We start from the raw sequence: 16,288 nt of genomic DNA, 5'->3' as shown, positions 1-16,288 counted from the left end.
CGCCCTGCGAAGCGGGATCAGGCGTGTGAGAGGGAACTCGCCTCATAGCGCAACTGGTAGGCCCGCACCCCGCCGCCGTTCATCCGATAGATCGTGATCACGGACAGGAACTGCTCCTTCACCTCCAGCGTGCGCCGCCGCTCCTTCCCGTCAATATCGCTGATCCACTCCTCCACATGCTCCGGCAGCTTGAAGGCCAGCTCGTAGGCACCTTCCTCACCCAACGGCGACAGCGTCCACTCCGCCGAACCCCCGCTGCCCCGGCGCCGGATACGCACCGCGTGATCGGGCCGGGCATCCGCGTACGCTGTGAACGCCAGGTGATCACTGACGGCCAGCGGCAGGATGAACGGCGCCGAGGGAAAGCCCAGCAGCAGCTCGGCCTCACTGTTCTGCCGCAGCGCGGCGACGAAATCCTCGATCGCCGCCGCAGCCACCTCCCGGAACTTGCCCTCGCCAGGAGCCGCTGCCGGCAGCAACGCCGGAGACGCCGTCCAGGTCCCCAGTGCCTTACGCAGCTCCGTACGCACCCAGGTCACCGGAAACGTGCCCGACGCCCCGAGATGCTTCTGCGCCTGCTCCAGCGTCCACGCGGTAGTGCCGATTGCCCCGAGCAGCCAGGCGAACGAGGCACCCGACATATCCACCAGTGATATCTGGTGTGCGAGAGCGTATTTCTGCGCGTCCGCCGTGAAGCCACTCGTCGAGAAGAGGGCATAGGCGTACTGATAGCGCCGTCGCGGCCTCCTGCCGGCGTGCATTACGAAGTTCTCGTTCACGTCGTGCAGTACGCCATGGGCATTGCGTACGATCTCCAGCCCGCAGCGGTCCTGGTAGAACTTGGCTTCCAGGAACAGCCGCACGGGCATCGAGAACGCCGGGGTGAATGCGAACTCGCCCAGCGCGTCCACCTGGTGCAGCGCGCCCCTGCCTCGCACGCGCAGCGTGTTCCCGTCGGTCACCAGCTCCTCGGGATCCTGGCTGGCGTGTACCAGCAGGCGGTAACCGGAGGAGCGCAGGAGCCAGGCCAGTGCTTCTTCCAGCAGGTAGCCGCGCAGCGCGGAACCCTTGACCACTCTTTGCCCCTCCCGCAATCGACCGTGAATAGCCGGTCACCATCTGCCGTCCGCCGCTGGACCGCACCCACTGTAGTGACCGGCTGCTGCGGGCCCTACAGCACCTTGCTGGCCCGGCGGGCGGGCTCGCTCGCGGAGGTGTGTGCTCGGCGGCCGGGACGGCTCGGGTGCTCCCTTGCGTGGTCAGTCCAAAAGGGCCGTCTTCTCGCCCCGCCGCACGGGTTAACCTGCGGAACATGATTCGTGCGGTGGTATTCGACGTGGGCGAGTGTCTTGTTGACGAAACCCGGGAGTACGGGACATGGGCTGACTGGCTGGGCGTGCCACGGCACACCTTCGCGGCCATGTTCGGTGCGGTCATCGCGCAGGGGCGGGACTATCGGGAGACGTTCCAGGAGTTCCGGCCTGGGTTCGACCTGACCGAGGAGCGCGAGAAGCGCGCCGCGGCGGGACAGCCAGAGTGGTTCGGTGAAGGGGACCTTTACCCGGACGTCCGGCCCACGCTGGCTGCCCTGCGCGAGGCCGGGCTGTGGGTGGGCATCGCCGGGAACCAGACGGTGCGGGCCGGCGGGCTGCTGCGGGGACTGGACCTCCCCTCCGACATGATCGCCACCAGTGACGACTGGGGGTTCTCGAAGCCGGACGTGAAGTTCTTCGAGTGTGTCATTGACGCGACGCCTGCCGAGCCGGGCGAGATTCTGTACGTGGGTGACCGGCTCGACAACGACATCCGCCCAGCCGTACAGGCGGGCCTTTTGACCGCGCTGATCCGGCGTGGCCCCTGGGGCACGATCCAGCAACATGACCCCGACGCGGACGCGATCACAACGATGCGCATCGACTCGCTCACGGAACTGCCAGAGAAAATCGCCAAGTTCAACGCTGCAGAGCACTGACCGTCGTGCCCCAGTCGTAAAGACGATCGTCGAGGTTCCGTACGCACTGCTCGTTCTGCCAGGGGGCGAGAGTGCGGCGGACCTCGCGGACGCGGTCCATTCCGGTGGCATACCAGGTGATGGCCAGCTGGTCGAGGGCTTGGATGGCGTAGCGGCACGCCTCCTTCGGTCTTCCGTCGGCGGCTTCGACCGCGGCCAGGTCACCGAGGACGACGGTGCGCTGCTTGTTCGACTCAGGCGGCAGGCCGTCGAGTACCTCGCGGAGCGTCTGGCGCGCTTGCGGCAGGTGGCCGGCCTTCAGCTGCGTGTTCCCTTTGAACGCGGACAAGCGGACGAGACTGAACCAGTCCAGCCACTCGGGGGTGGCATGTTCGGCGCCTACGGCGAGCGTGTCCTCGGCGCGGTGAATCAATCGCAGCGCGGCGTGAGGATCCCCACAGCGGGTCTCGCACTCCGCCTCGACGGCATCGAGCCACGCCCAGAACTCCGCTGACGCGCGCCCGCGACGGGCATACGTACGGGCCGCCAGCATGCGCTCAACTGCCGTCTCCCGATCGCTCGCCCACCCAGGGATGAACGCCATATGCGCGAGGGCGGCTGCTCCCAGCAGCGGATCATCTGCTTCGCCTGCTGCTTGCAGAGCCCGCAGGAGCGTCTCCGAAGCCTGGTCCGGCTGGCGCAGGTCGAAGAACTCAATGCGGCCGGCCAAAAGGTAGGACTCGGCCAGTGCGCCCGCAAGGACCTGGCGGGCTGGGCTGCCCGTCTCCGGGAGAAGAGTGCAGCCGAGACGGGCATGCTCCAGGACAGCTGGGTGCAGCACAGCGGGGGCGACGGACCAGTACAGATGCCGGTGCGATCGCGTGACGGCCGCGAAGTCCCGTCCGACTGACGGGGGTTGGGTCGCGGCTGCGCTCTGGGCGGGGACCGTCGCCAATCGTGTGCCGTACAGGGGCGTGCGCGGGGTGTTATCGACGGGTGTGCCGGGCTGGGGGCGCGGGCTTGCCCATGGAGGGGTGAACCCGAGGTCCTCCATGCTCTGCCCTAACAGATGCGTCAGCACTCGGTGCACATCTGGCTGCGGCCAGGGCGGCCTGGCGGACTCCCATCGTCTGATCTGCCGCACGCCAACCGCCAGCCCTCTGATGCCGAGCTTTGGTGCGGTCTCGGTGATGGCGTCGGCCAAGGCTTGCTGGGAGTTGTACCCGGCGGCCAGACGTGCGGCCTTGAGCCTGGTGTTACCTGGGGGGCGGGACATGGGTCTCCTCCAGAGGGCGCTCTGGTCAGAGCCTGCCACGCGACGTCCTAACGGCGACGCGAAATCATCCACGAAGGAACAACGAAGCCCTTTTCGAGTCCTCTTGATGACCTGTCAAAGCCCTCGAAGAGGACCTTCAAGGTCAGCATGATGTCACCTCGTCAGCACCAAGCACCGTCCTACCGAGCCGTCTGCGCTCGGCAGGCGGGATGGACTGGCGGCCGACGGTCGGCACCGCTGTGCCCGGTGCCCCTCCGTCCGTTCTCCGCTGTTCCGCGACCAGAAGGAGCCAAGGGCATGCCCCACAGCGTCAGGCGCAACGCCCGCCACCAGCAGGCGACATAAGGAGCACGGTGACCTACTTCACACCGGACGAAAAACACGCGCGGATACGCAGAGGGATCATACGATCACTCACAGCCGTCCGTCTCGCACCTCACCACCCGCGCCCCCTCTGACCGCAATCGGCACAGCGAACCGTTGAATTGTCATGGAATTGCCAACCTTGCCACGGATTCGTGGCAACTACCGCAACGCCTGGGAGTTCTCGCATGACCAATGTGGTGGAGACCAATCCGCTCGCCCCCTACGTCCGCAGCGACCTGCCGGGCCGCTTCAATGAACTCGACGTGCTCAGGCGGCACTGGGCGCGGTTCGCCGCCGTGTCCCAGGGCGCGGTCGTCCCCCCGTACGAGGTCTTGATTCATCCGTCGAGCGGATGCAACCTGCGCTGCGCCTGGTGCATCGGAGACCACGTCCCCCTCGAGCTGTGGGACGAGCAGCGGGAGCAGTTGGTGATGCTCGACGCGGCCAAGGATGCGTCGGACCGGCTCCCGGACCATCTGACGAGCCCGGAGAACATGCTCAAGCTGATTGGCGACATCGCCGACTACGAGGTGGAGGCACCCTACCGGCAGGGCGGCGAAGACCGCTCCGGCGTCTTCACAGTGGAGGCGGTGTCATTCTCCGGACTGATCGGCGAACCGCTTGTCGCCCGCAAGGCACTGATCCCGGCGTTCGCCCTGCTGGCCGAGCGCGGGATCCGCTACGGCATCTTCACCAACGCCGTGCTGATGGATGACGCCTGCATAGAAGCTCTGCTCCCAGCGGGATACGTGCATATCAGCATCGACGCGGGCACCCCGGAGACCTACGCCGACCTGAAGTACGGCGGCCGTAAGGCCGGCAAGGCCATGTTCGAGCGCGCGATGGCCAACCTGACGCGGCTCGTGCAGCGCCGGGCCGAAACCGGATCGGACGTGGAGATCAACACTTCCTTCGTCATGTATCCCGAGAACTACCACGAGGTGTACACGGCTGCCCGCCTGATCCGTCAAGCCGGCGCTGACAGCTTGCGCTTGAAGCAGGACAACTCCGGCGAACGTCCGCTGGCCCCCGACCAGGCGCGCCATGCGTCCGTGTTGATCGAGCAGATCCGCAGTGACCTCACGGCCGATAGCTTCCGGTTGCTGGAGATCCACAAGATCGGCCAGACCGCTGAGATGGCGCGGACGTGTTCCACGTGCTCGATCACCGATCTGATGGCCGCGGTGGGCTCGGACGGATGTCTGTACCCGTGCAACTATCACCCCCGGCCTGGCGGCTTCAGCTACGGCAGCGCGTTGGAGGGGTCCTTCGCGGCGGTCTGGGAAGGTGAGCAGCGCCGACGGCTGCGCGGCCAGCTCCCGGTGATCTGCCCCAAGGTCTGCGACCCGTTCAAGAACCGGTCGAACCGGCTCCTGGCAGCAGCCAAGCAGGTCGCTGCGGTCAGCGGCATCGATCACCTGGAGGGGCAGGTGGCTGACTTGGTCAACGGCGGTGCCTACCTGGTCGAGAGGTGACCTCCGTGCAGGACAGCCTGTCGGTCAACGATCTGGGCACCTGGGCACGCCGCCGCCCCTCTCCTTCCCTTCGCCGCGACCGTTTCGGCCTCGCGTTGGCGTCGGTTGAGATCATCGCGCCGTCACCGGTCGTCGACTATGTCGCGTCGTACACCGAGGGCTTCTTCGCACAAGGGGACTTCCCGGCCAGAGTGCGGCTTGTCATTCATGACGTGGACCCAGAACTGATCGGCTCAGTCAAGGACGCCCGTCCCACGCCGCCCTTGCGCCGAGCGACTCTGCCCAGCTCGCCGGACGCGGTGTGCTTCGTGGATGACACGCACTCGACAGTCCACCTGCTCCTGGCGACAGCCATCAGAGACGAGCCCATGCAGGTGGCGGTTCGGATACTGCGCGCTCTCGTACTCCGCGCACTCCTTGGGGACGGCTTCCCGTTCTTCCACGCGGCGTGTTTCACCCTGCGCGGGCTGGGCGTGGCTTTGGTGGGGAGGCGGAATGCAGGCAAGACGACGCTGCTGCTGCACTGCCTGGACAGCCTCGGGGCGGTACTCGTGGGTAACGACAAGTTCGCCCTCGTCCAGGACGCCGGCTCGGGCGCCGAAGACGCTCTCGGCTTCCCCATTCAGATCGGGATCCGTGCGGGCAGCGTGCTGGCTCTGCGCGACGGTCCACTGCGGACCTTTCTTACACGCCGGTGGTCGCAGCGATTCGGCGGCGTCGAAGGCCACCGCGATGACCTGCAGACGCGTCTGGGGATACGCCCGCAGGAGTTGGCCGCCGCGGCAGACAGCACGGTGACGCCTCGATGCCGCCTCGGCCTGGCCATCGAACCGTACGTTGATCCAGACGCGGTCACACCGCGTCTGGAGAAGCTCGACGAGGACGAGCGCCGGACGCTGTGGACGCACAACCTGCTCCGCCGTCCAGCCGACGTGTTCCCTCAACAGGCTTCCTTGGCCGGCCCGGCGAGCGGGGCCGGGTTACGCATTCCGCAGGTTCCCGCGTATCGGCTGATCCAGCCGCCAGCTGCGGGCCTGCTGACGAGCCGGGTGATCGAAGACCTAGCGTGCCGTGTGTCGGTGGAGGAGTGAGGACTATGCGCATTCTCGGAATCGCCAGCGATCTGCACATCTCCTCGGCCGCGCTGATCGAGGACGGACACGTCGCCGCGGCAGCAGCGGAAGAACGCTTCACCCGGCGCAAGCACGCGCGCGACTTCCCCGCCCGCGCGATCGAGTACTGCCTGTCCACTGTTCGCGACGGTCTACACGGCGTGGACCGGATCGCGGTGAGCACGAACCCGGCGATCGACTTGAGCGTGCCCGACGGCCGCTACGCCGGACGCGCCCGCTGGCATCCCGAAGGGCTCTACTCGATCCCGAACAACCTCGCCGCTCTCCTCGACGCGCCGTATCAAGGGTGTGCCACGCAGATCCTGCAGACCGCCGGTGAGCCGCTGACCATCGACTACGTCTACCACCATGACGCGCACGCGGCGAACGCCTTCTTCCTCTCCCCCTTTGAGTCGGCCGCAGTCCTGACCGTCGATGGCCGAGGCGAGGACTGCACCGCGCTGCGCGCCGTCGGGAACCGCAACTCCCTCACCACGATGGACACCATTCCCTATCCCCACTCGGTAGGGCTGCTGTACGGCGCGGTCACGCAATATCTGGGTTTTCGGATCGACCGGGACGAGTGGAAGGTCATGGGGCTGGCCGCTTACGGAGACCCCGGCAGCAGCGCCTACAAGCTGCTCCGGGATCTCATCGACTTCAACGACGGCACGGTCCGCCTCGACCTCAACTACTTCGGCTATTACCTTCGCCCCTCTCGCGGTGCGGTGAGCGAGGCGTTCATCCACCGCTTCGGGCCGCCGCGCCGGCCGGATGAACCCATCACCGCCCGGCACCATGACATTGCCGCGGCCGTCCAGCATGTGCTGGAGGACGCCCTCCAGTACCTTCTCGCCGACCTGCACCAAAAGACGGGGCAGCGGCGGGTTGCCGTGGGCGGAGGGACGTTCATGAACTCGGTCTTCAATGGGAAGATCATGTCCTCGACGCCGTTCGACGAGGTCTTCATCTCCAGTTGCCCCGACGACAGCGGCACCTCCATCGGCGCGGCCCTGTACGAGCACTGCGTCCTGCTTGCAGGCGAGCGCGGTCCGGCCATGATGCACAACTACTACGGCCCCTCCTTCGAGCAGAGCGCGATCGACGAGGCGCTGTCCCTGTGCAAGCTGCACGCGCCCGCAGTGGACGATCCGGCGGATGCCGCCGCACACGCGCTGGCCGAAGGGAAGATCATCGGGTGGTTCCAGGGAGCCATGGAACTCGGGCAGCGGGCGCTGGGGAACCGCTCCATCCTCGCCGATCCTCGCAGCGTGCGCATGCGTGACCAGGTGAACAACGCGGTGAAGTTCCGGGAGCCGTGGCGCCCCTTCGCCCCGGCCGTACTCGCCGAGGACTTCGCCAGCTACTTCGGCCCGGAACCGGCGGTGTACTTCATGGAGCGCACGCTGCCGGTGCGGGACGAGGCGCAAGACCTCATCTCGGCCGCGGTCCACGTCGACGGCACCGCCAGACCGCAGACCGTGACCGTGGACACCAATCCGCTCTTCCACCGGCTGATCACGAAATTTCGTGCCCGGACCGGCGTCGGCGCGGTCCTGAACACCTCGTTCAACCTGGCAGAGGAACCGATCGTGTGCAGCCCCGAGGACGCGATCCGCACCTTCTATTCTTCGGGGCTGGACGTGCTTGTCATGGGGAATCGGGTGCTGACCAAGTGACGACGATCATGGGCGCGACGGAGCTGTCCGCGTGCCTGCACCAGTACGGATTACAGGCGGGCGGACCTGCCCGGCGGCTTCCCGGTGGGCACGTCGGGCAGTCCGCCGTGGTTCCCACGGCCCAGGGGCTGGTCGTCGTCAAACGGTGCAACCGGCGGTTCGAGAAGGCACGGGTTCAGCTCGTGGCTCAGGCACATCAGCACGCGGCCCGGGCCGGCCTCGCGCCGCCCCTGCGACTCACCTACGACGGTCAGTGGACCGCCCAGGTCGATGACGCCATGTATACGGTGACCGAGTACGTTGATCACGCGGAGCAGGCTGGGCCGACTGTCTTTGCCTCCGCGCTCGCCGCCTTGCACAACCACTTCGAAAGCTTCAGCCCGCAAGGCCGCTGTGAGGACTTCCTTCAACTGCCCGATCCTCCTGCGGCAGACCTGGAGCGGATCCGGCGGCAGACGGACGATGCGGCCAGCCGGCAAGCGATCGACTGGCGGATGAAGATCCTCACGGAGTTCGGGCTCGACGCACAGTCGCTTGCTGCCGTGCCCCGAAGCTGGGTGCACGGCGACGCACGTCCCGACAACCTGCTCATCACACGCAGCCCTGACCGTCGCCTGTTCATCGACTTCGATCAGGTCTCCCGCTTCCCGCGGCCCTATGAGATCGTCCGGGCCTTCGTGGCCTGCATCAGCCCACAGATGTCCTCGCATCTGTTGGGCTCGACGTTCCGGGAGTATCTGAACGCGTACCACACCATCGCCCCGATCCCCGCAACGGACCGCGCGATCATGATCGACCTGTACATCACGGTTCAGGCGGCGGAGACGCGCACCTTCACCACGCCCCAGGGCGAGATCCGCGGCATGCCGGCATTCGCGCGGGCCCGCCACCAGCAGCTGACCTGGATCACCGAACACCGCGACCTCCTGCGCGGGGTCGCAGAGGAGGCTCAGCCGTGACCGCCCTCGCCCTCTACGGTGGGCCGCCCATACGTACCCGTCCCTTCCAGCCCTGGCCGCAGTCCGACCAGACGGAGCTTGGCGCGCTTGCCGGTGTCCTCGCCAGCCGCCGCTGGGGCGGGATCCACAGCGGATCACAGGGTGAGGCGTTCGAGAGGGCGCTCGGCGAGTACCTCGACGTACCGCACGTGGCAGTGGTCGCGAACGGCACCGCTGGGCTGATGATCGCGCTGAGAGCCCTGGGGATCCAGGCCGGTGACGAGGTCGTCGTCCCCGCCATGACCTATGTGGCGACGGCCACCGCAGTATCCATGCTCGGCGGAGTGCCAGTGTTCGCGGACATCGACCCTGACACCCACACGATCGACCCCTCGTCCGTGAAAGTCGCGATCAGCGAAAAGACGAGGGCGATCATCGCCGTTCACCTGGGCGGGCACCCGGCCGACATGGACCGCCTCGGGCTCATCGGCGCCGATCACGGCCTCCCGATCGTTGAGGACTGCGCCCAGTCTCTCGGCGCCACCTGGAGCGGCGCTCACACCGGATCGCTGGGCAGGGTCGGCGTGTTCAGCTTCGCCAGTACGAAGAACATCTCTGCTGGAGAGGGCGGAGCGGTCGTCACACATGATGGTGAGCTGGCAGCACGGATCGCATCGCTACGGGATCACGGCCGCTCCCTCGGCGTCACCGGTCACCACTCCGAACTCGGCTGGAATCTGCGACTCAGCGAGTTCCAGTCCGCCATACTGCGCGTCCAGCTCGAACGCCTGGACCGCCAGCTCACAGCGAAAACGAAGGGCGCGGCCTTCCTGACCAGCGCCCTGTCCAGCGTGCCAGGATTGCGGCCCGTACCCGCCGATCCCAACCCACGGGTAACCAGACACGGCCGGTTCTCCCTCGCGTTCACCCTCGATCCCGAAGCATTCGGCAACATCTCGATCAGCTCCTTCCGTGCCGCGCTGAGAGCGGAAGGCATTCCTGTCGTTCTCCGCGACCTCATCGCCTGTCCTGACGAGCCGGTCTACGCCGACGCCGCATCCCAGGACCACGCGCGCTCACGGACCGTGTCGTGTGCGCGGGCCCGTGCTGCCTGCAAGAAGCTGGTGCTGTTCGGGCAAGCAGCCGGGTCGGGGATGCTGCTCGAGGACCCATCAGAAGTCGCCGATGTCGTACGTGCAGTGGAGAAGATCCACGACAACATGGGCCAACTCCGCGAAGCGGAGCGTCAGCGCGCCACGACTTGTGTTCCATCCGATTCCTAGCCGAGGAGAGCCACGTGTCCCGAGCACCATTCCAGATCCTCGTCGTACCGTTCCGCCGGGTCGGCGGTCAGGTTGAATTCGCCGTACTCCGCCGCCAGGATATGGATGCCTGGCAGGCAGTCGCCGGCGGCGGTGAGTCAGGCGAGAGCCCGCAGCAGGCCGCCGCGCGCGAGGCACGTGAAGAGCTCGGCCTCGACGGGACAGTCGCGCTCTACCCCCTGCAGACCACCGCTAGCATCCCCGCACGATTCTTCGCCGATCGCAACAGTTGGCCGGCGGGAACCTATGTTGTGCCTGAGTACGCGTTCGCTGCGGACCTGACCGGCGTAGAGATCAAGCTCTCTGATGAGCACACCGCCGTCCAGTGGCTGGACTTCAAGGCGGCCAGCGAGCTGCTGCGATTCGACAGTAACCGCACAGCTCTGGGGGAGCTTCACGAACGTCTGCTGGCCGCCGACCTGCCCCGACCGGTCGAGTGACCGTGGCCGGCGCATCCTCCGCCCCGCTGCGCACAGTGATAGTCGGCCAAGGCTACGTCGGCCTGCCGCTGGCCATCCGGGCAGCGCAAGTCGGCTGCCGGGTTGTGGGATTCGACACCGACGCAGACCGCGTGAAACGACTGCAGGCCGCGGAGTCATTGAGCCCCGATGTTCCTGCGGAACAGATCGCGGCAGCTCTGACGGACGGGCTCTACCTACCAACCACGCGCCCAGAAGACTTGGCCGGATTCGAGGTCGCAGTCATCGCGGTACCCACCCCGTTACGCGACGGCGCACCAGATGTTTCCGCGATCGAGCATGCCGGCCTGGCACTCGCCCCGCACCTTCAACCGGGCTGCGTCATCATCCTGGAATCCACCACATACCCGGGAACGACTGAGGACGTCCTCGGGCCAGTGCTGGAAGCCGCCTCCGGGCTCCGGGCGGGCGAGGACTTCCACCTCGGCTACAGCCCCGAACGGATCGACCCCGGCAACCGAATATGGACCCTCCAGAACACGCCGAAGATCGTCTCCGGGATAGACGATGCGTCTCTGAAAGCCGTGAGTGACTTCTACCAGAGCCTCGTCGACACTGTCGTCGAGGTCGCCTCGGTGCGCGACGCCGAACTGGCGAAACTCCTGGAGAACACCTTCCGCCAGGTCAACATCGCCCTGGTCAACGAACTCGCTGTCCACGCCCAACAACTCGGCACCGATATCTGGGCCGCGCTCGATGCCGCCTCCACCAAGCCATTCGGGTTCATGCGCTTCTCACCGGGCCCCGGCGTCGGCGGGCACTGCCTTCCGGTCGACCCCACCTACTTGTCCTGGCGAGTCCGGAGGCAGACCGGCGGGGCACTGCGCCTGGTCGAGGTGGCCGACGAGGTCAACGCCGCGATGCCTGCCCATGTCGTGCGGCGCCTGACTGAGGCCCTCAACCGGCACGGCCTGCCAGTCAACGGCTCACGCATCCTCCTCCTCGGCGTGTCCTACAAGCCCAACACCGGCGACGTCCGGAACTCGCCGGCGACTACCATCGCGAGGCTCCTGGTCGAACTTGGAGCGCAAATCAAGATTTGTGACCCTCACGTCACTGATCCGATCGACCTCGGTGTGCGAGCGCACCATTCGCTGCTCACAGCGGACGCTGTGGAGGTATCCGACGCAGTCGTCCTGCTCACCGACCACGATGCATTCGACCTCCGGCTCGTCGAGGACCACGCATCGTATGTCTTGGACTGCCGAGCGCGCCTGAGCGGCACGAACGTCGAACGTCTGTGATTCCGCCCTAATCTCATCCCGAGGACATGTCCATGCCCCACTCACCCTCAACGCCGAGGGATCTCATCTCGAGTGACCGCGATCTCGTGGACCTGCCGAAAGCCGATCTTCATCTCCACCTCGAGGGCGCCATGCGACCCAGGACCCTCGCGGATCTGGCCACCGCCTACGCGGAGCCGACGCCGCAGGTCGGTTGTTATCGCTCGTTTGACGAGTTCCAGCGCTGCTACCGAGAGGTCGTCAAGCTCATTCGAACACGAAGCGACATGCGGCGCCTGGTGCGAGAGGTCATCGAGGACGCGGCAGCCTCAGGAGCGGTCTGGATCGAACCGCATTTCAATCCGACGACCTACGCCCCCGCGCTCGGCTCGGCCGAAGACGTGCTTGACCTCGTCGTGGACACCGGAGCCGCGGCAGGCAGACCCCTGGGCGTCGGTTTCGGACTCACGCTCAGCGCAAGCCGCAATCGCGATCCGCGGGCTGCCGCTGTTCTCGCGAGACTCGCTGCCGATTACGCCGGCCGCGGCGTCGTGGCCTTCGGCCTCACTGGTGACGAGGCCACCACTCCTCCGGAGGCGTTCAGTGAAGCCTTCGCAATCGCCCGGGACGCGGGCTTAATCATCGCGCCGCACGCGGGGGAACTGATGGGGGAAGCCAGCATCCGCGGCACACTCGACGTATTGTTTCCTGACCGGATTGCCCACGGAGTCCGCGCCGTCGAACACCCGGCGCTCATGGAACGGCTTGCCAACGAACAGATCACCTTGGACGTATGCCTGACGTCCAACCGCGTTCTAGGAGTCGTCAAGCACATTCAAGAACATCCCCTGCTGCACCTCCTGGAGAGCGGGGTGCAATGTTCGCTCGGCTCCGATGACCCGCTGCTGCTGAAGACCAACGTGCTCGCGGAATACCAGATCGCCCGTACCCATCTCTCGATGACAGACCAACAACTGGCCGCGATAGCTGCCACGTCACTCAGATCGTCCGGAGCACCCACCGAATTCATCGCAAAAACTTTTACCGAAATCGATGCATGGACGAAACGAACCCACCCAAATCCGTCAAGGACACTTACCCACCGCGGCCATAAGGATTCCAGTACGCGTTGAATCCGCGCATTCTCCAGTGACTCCAGATGGAGCGCCGTCCCCACCACAGCATGGCTGGACAGATCCTGCGTCACCATCCCGGCCGCCCGCTCCCGCGGCGATGATACCTGGGAGCTGGGGCGGTAATATAGCCGCAGGCCGGCGGTTGGCCAAACGCGCAATTCAGTAGATAATTATTGATCCACCGCCACGATGGCCTGACCGCCACCCCGAAAGGCAAACACACGGCCACAGACCAGCAACTCCACATCCCGCCCGCATCCTGCGATGCGCGGGCTCGCCACGCGCGGCGCAGCTGGGGCGGAAGAGTTCCTGGGCGCGCTCCAGGTTTCGCTCCATACACAACTGCACCTCCGGTCACCCGCGCCATGGTGACCGAGCCCCGTCACATCCTGGGTGAGACCGGTGATGAGGTCGGGCTTCTGCGGTGAGTCTTGAGGTAGGCGGGGAGCTTGGTCGGCTACGGCGGGCACATGCAGGCGAAGTGCCGCAGCCGCCGATAGGCCGAGTACCGATTGCGCTGGACCCGGGCGACAACATCCCCGAGGCCGAGCAGCACCTCGCTGGCCGCCAGGGCCACGCCCTGCCCGCGGGCAGGCGATAGCCCGGCGACGCGCCGGCAGCCCCTTCGAGGCGCCCTGAGTGCCTGCGGCGAAGACCACGGCCTCAAGGCCGATGCGGTCATCGCCGTGGAAGCGGTGGCGGGCAGGTCGATAGTGCGCCGCCGCTCACGAACGCCGTGCGCGCCGTAACGGGTGAGTCACCGGCAACACTGAGGTCCTACGCATCCGCCCTGGCCTCGTCGCGACGCGGCGTGACCCCGGTCACGCCGCCGTGCGTGTTGCAGAGCTTAGATTCGGCACCGCCTCTTTGCCCATCATGGCCAGGGTCGACATCGGAAGAGGTCGAGATTATTTCCGCCCAGCCACGCCCCTGGGCCCGAGGCGCCACGAGCCCATACAATTAATACAAACTGGCCATAAATGGACATTTCCAAATCGCGGGACATACGCGGGATCGCGCCGCTGACGCCATGTCAGGTATCGCGCTGACCTGCGAAAACGCCTGGGAACTGCCCGGCCTCCGGAGCCGTGTGCGCAGGTTCGAATCCTGCCGGGGGCACTTCGCGAGAAGTGTCCGAAGACCCCGCCATCAGCGAATTCGCTGGTGACGGGGTTTTTTCGTCGGGCTGTCGGCTTCGGGGGCGTGGGCCGGGGCCGGCTCCGGGGTCGGGCCCGCTGTGCGCATGCGGCCGTAGGCGTAGACGCAGCCTGCCAGGGCGAGGTCGGACAGGAGCATGTAGCCGATGGAGTACGAGGACTTGGCGCTGTAGACGGCGCCCATGACCAGGGGTGGGACGAAGCCGCCCAGGCCGCCTGTCGCGCCGACGATGCCGGTGACGCTGCCCACCTGGGACTGGGGGGTGACCCGGGAGACCAGGGCGAAGACCGAGCCGCTGGCCGTGCCGAGGCCCGCCGCCATCAGCAGCAGGCAGACCGTGGCGGTGGGGACCAGGACCGGGTCGAAGGACTGGATGATCGCCAGAAGCGCCACCAGGCCCAGTGCGCAGGCCGTGACGACCGCCGGGTGGACGCGGTCCGCGAGCCAGCCGCCGAAGGGGCGGAAGACCACCGTGACCAGGGCGAAGCCGGCCGCCCGGGTGCCGGCGTCGGTGGGGCTGAGGCCGTACCAGGTGCGCAGGTAGGTGGGGAGGTAGACGCCGAACGCGACGATGCCGCCGAAGCCGATCGCGTAGAGCGCCGACAGTTCCCAGGTGACGCGGAGGCGGGCCGCCCGGGTGAGGCGGCTGACCAGCGGGGTCGAGGGGACCCGGCGGCCGGGGCGGTCGTTGATCAGGAAGGCGGCCAGGGCCGCGTACACCGCCAGGGCGGCCGCCATGACCAGGAACGGCAGGTGCTCGCCCCGGTGGTACATGCGCGGGGTGAGGAAGCCGGACAGCGCCACGCCGCCCATGCCCATGCCGAAGACGCCGAGGGCCGCGCCCCGGTGGGCGGGCGGGAACCAGGAGTTGACCAGCGGCACGCCGATCGCGAACGTCGTGCCGCCGAGGCCGAGGACGAACCCCACCAGGAGCAGGGCGGCGTACGACGACCGGGCCGGGATCAGGAGCAGTACCGGGATGATCGTCAGGGCGCTGGTCAGCGGGAACATCACGCGGGCGCCGTAGCGGTCGGTGAGCGCGCCGGCCGGGACCCGGCCGAGGGAGCCGACCAGGACCGGGACCGCGACCAGGAGGGACTGGGCCGAGGCGCCCATGTGCAGCCGTTCGTCGAAGTCGGCGGCGAGCGGGGCGACGAGGTTCCAGGCCCAGAAGGTGAGGGTGAAGCCGACGGTGGCCATGACCAGGTTGCGCCAGGCCGCCGCGGAGGGTCTGTCACCGGTCATCGTCACACTCCCAGGAGGTCGGCCCGGCTCTGACTGCCCCTCCCCTCGCGACGACTTCCATGGTCGGGGACCGGGGCACGGTCCGCATCCCGGGACGCCTCAGTCGCCGTCCGGCGGGGTCCAGGCGGCCACCAGGTCCAGCAGGCCGGGGAAGCGGGCGTTCAGGTCGGCCACCCGGACCTGGCTGCGGCGCTCCAGGCCGTACTGGCGCTGCCGGGTGACGCCCGCCTCGCGCAGGGCCCGGAAGTGGTGGGTCAGCGAGGACTTGGGGCGGTCCAGGCCGAACCAGCCGCAGGTGTGGTCGAACTCCTCGGACTCCAGGAGGAGTTTGCGGACGATCCGCAGTCTGAGCGGGTCGCTGAGCGCGCCCAGCACGGTTTCCAGCCTGATGTCGGCGGCGGCCGGTTCGGGCAGCGGGTCGGGGAGGCCGGGAGGCTCCGGCCGCTGCTCGACGCCCCCGGCCGGCCGAGTCGCTTCGATTCTCTGCCCGGTCAACTGCGGCTCCCCTCTCGCGGACTTCCTGTACGACTCCGATCGTACTGCATGCTAAGTTCGACTCCGCTCGTACAAGTACGACTCGACTCGTACCGAGGTCCAGGGGAGGACTGTGTCATGACGACGGCGACCGCCGGTGTGCGTGCCCGGGAAGCGGCGGGCGGGGGTGAGGTGCCCGTCCGGTGGGTCTGGCTCGCCGCCTGGCCCGTGACGGCGGTGTTCGTGCTGTCCAACGCGGCCACCCCGCTGTATGTGCTCTGGCAGCGTGGGATGGGGTTCGGCAAGGGCACGCTGACCGTGGTCTTCGCCTGTTACATCGCGGGGCTGCTCGGCTCCCTGCTGGTCTCCGGGGTCGCCTCCGACCGGATCGGGCGCAAGCCGGTGCTGCTGCCCGCGCTCGGCCTCGCCCTCGTCGCCTGCCTGGTCTTCGCGA

General features: G+C 67.2%; 13 protein-coding genes, 1 tRNA gene and 1 pseudogene. 11 read left to right on the top strand and 4 right to left on the bottom strand.

Going from position 1 to position 16,288, the window contains the following annotated elements; genetic code table 11:
- Nucleotides 1-17 precede the first annotated feature (17 nt).
- A complete protein-coding gene (locus H5J33_RS00345) occupies nt 18-1,076 on the bottom strand; it encodes a restriction endonuclease (protein ID WP_181792688.1) in 1,059 nt (352 codons plus the stop codon).
- 236 nt (nt 1,077-1,312) lie between these two features.
- On the opposite strand from H5J33_RS00345, the gene H5J33_RS00340 reads away from it, so the two are divergent.
- Nucleotides 1,313-1,972 carry an HAD family hydrolase gene (locus tag H5J33_RS00340; RefSeq protein WP_181792687.1) on the top strand — a complete coding sequence of 220 codons (660 nt, stop codon included), beginning with the start codon at nt 1,313-1,315 and terminating at the stop codon, nt 1,970-1,972.
- Here the strand turns inward: H5J33_RS00340 and H5J33_RS00335 are convergent.
- The gene (locus H5J33_RS00335; protein ID WP_181792686.1) at nt 1,953-3,227 is read right to left on the bottom strand and encodes a transcriptional regulator; all 1,275 of its coding nucleotides are present in this window, start codon (nt 3,225-3,227) and stop codon (nt 1,953-1,955) included. The genes H5J33_RS00340 and H5J33_RS00335 overlap by 20 nt on opposite strands.
- A 551-nt stretch (nt 3,228-3,778) precedes the next feature.
- Here H5J33_RS00335 and H5J33_RS00330 point away from each other — a divergent pair.
- The 9 genes from H5J33_RS00330 (at nt 3,779) to H5J33_RS00290 (ending at nt 14,076) form a co-directional block, all read left to right on the top strand.
- Complete coding sequence (locus H5J33_RS00330; protein ID WP_181792685.1) at nt 3,779-5,068, top strand: radical SAM protein; 1,290 nt, start codon at nt 3,779-3,781, stop codon at nt 5,066-5,068.
- Between the two features lie 5 nt (nt 5,069-5,073).
- Nucleotides 5,074-6,159, top strand: a complete 1,086-nt coding sequence (locus H5J33_RS00325; protein WP_181792684.1) for a hypothetical protein — start codon at nt 5,074-5,076, stop codon at nt 6,157-6,159.
- 5 nt (nt 6,160-6,164) lie between these two features.
- Nucleotides 6,165-7,859 (top strand): carbamoyltransferase C-terminal domain-containing protein, encoded by a 1,695-nt coding sequence (locus tag H5J33_RS00320; RefSeq protein ID WP_181792683.1) that lies wholly within the window; start codon nt 6,165-6,167, stop codon nt 7,857-7,859.
- The gene (locus tag H5J33_RS00315; protein ID WP_181792682.1) at nt 7,856-8,818 is read left to right on the top strand and encodes a phosphotransferase; all 963 of its coding nucleotides are present in this window, start codon (nt 7,856-7,858) and stop codon (nt 8,816-8,818) included. The genes H5J33_RS00320 and H5J33_RS00315 overlap by 4 nt, the downstream gene beginning before the upstream one ends.
- Nucleotides 8,815-10,080, top strand: a complete 1,266-nt coding sequence (locus H5J33_RS00310; RefSeq protein ID WP_181792681.1) for a DegT/DnrJ/EryC1/StrS aminotransferase family protein — start codon at nt 8,815-8,817, stop codon at nt 10,078-10,080. The genes H5J33_RS00315 and H5J33_RS00310 overlap by 4 nt, the downstream gene beginning before the upstream one ends.
- A 14-nt stretch (nt 10,081-10,094) precedes the next feature.
- Nucleotides 10,095-10,559 (top strand): NUDIX pyrophosphatase, encoded by a 465-nt coding sequence (locus H5J33_RS00305; RefSeq protein WP_220211792.1) that lies wholly within the window; start codon nt 10,095-10,097, stop codon nt 10,557-10,559.
- Nucleotides 10,556-11,842 carry a nucleotide sugar dehydrogenase gene (locus tag H5J33_RS00300; RefSeq protein ID WP_309485281.1) on the top strand — a complete coding sequence of 429 codons (1,287 nt, stop codon included), beginning with the start codon at nt 10,556-10,558 and terminating at the stop codon, nt 11,840-11,842. Before H5J33_RS00305 ends, H5J33_RS00300 begins: the two co-directional genes overlap by 4 nt.
- A gap of 86 nt (nt 11,843-11,928) precedes the next feature.
- On the top strand, nt 11,929-12,954 hold the full coding sequence (add, locus tag H5J33_RS00295) for an adenosine deaminase (protein WP_309485280.1): 1,026 nt from the start codon (nt 11,929-11,931) through the stop codon (nt 12,952-12,954).
- Between the two features lie 1,063 nt (nt 12,955-14,017).
- Nucleotides 14,018-14,076: transfer RNA gene (locus H5J33_RS00290), tRNA-Ser, on the top strand.
- A 30-nt stretch (nt 14,077-14,106) separates the two neighbouring features.
- Here H5J33_RS00290 and H5J33_RS00285 read toward each other — a convergent pair.
- On the bottom strand, nt 14,107-15,360 hold the full coding sequence (locus H5J33_RS00285; protein ID WP_181792679.1) for a nitrate/nitrite transporter: 1,254 nt from the start codon (nt 15,358-15,360) through the stop codon (nt 14,107-14,109).
- 99 nt (nt 15,361-15,459) lie between these two features.
- A complete protein-coding gene (locus tag H5J33_RS00280; protein ID WP_220211791.1) occupies nt 15,460-15,855 on the bottom strand; it encodes a helix-turn-helix transcriptional regulator in 396 nt (131 codons plus the stop codon).
- A 117-nt stretch (nt 15,856-15,972) separates the two neighbouring features.
- Here H5J33_RS00280 and H5J33_RS00275 point away from each other — a divergent pair.
- A pseudogene (locus H5J33_RS00275) lies at nt 15,973-16,288 on the top strand (MFS transporter); the annotation flags it as partial.

This window comes from Streptomyces sp. WELS2 (genome assembly GCF_013870595.1).
In the GTDB taxonomy this organism is placed as follows: domain Bacteria; phylum Actinomycetota; class Actinomycetes; order Streptomycetales; family Streptomycetaceae; genus Streptomyces.
Note: the sequence above shows the minus strand (reverse complement) of the source record. Positions and strands in the feature narration are given on the sequence as shown.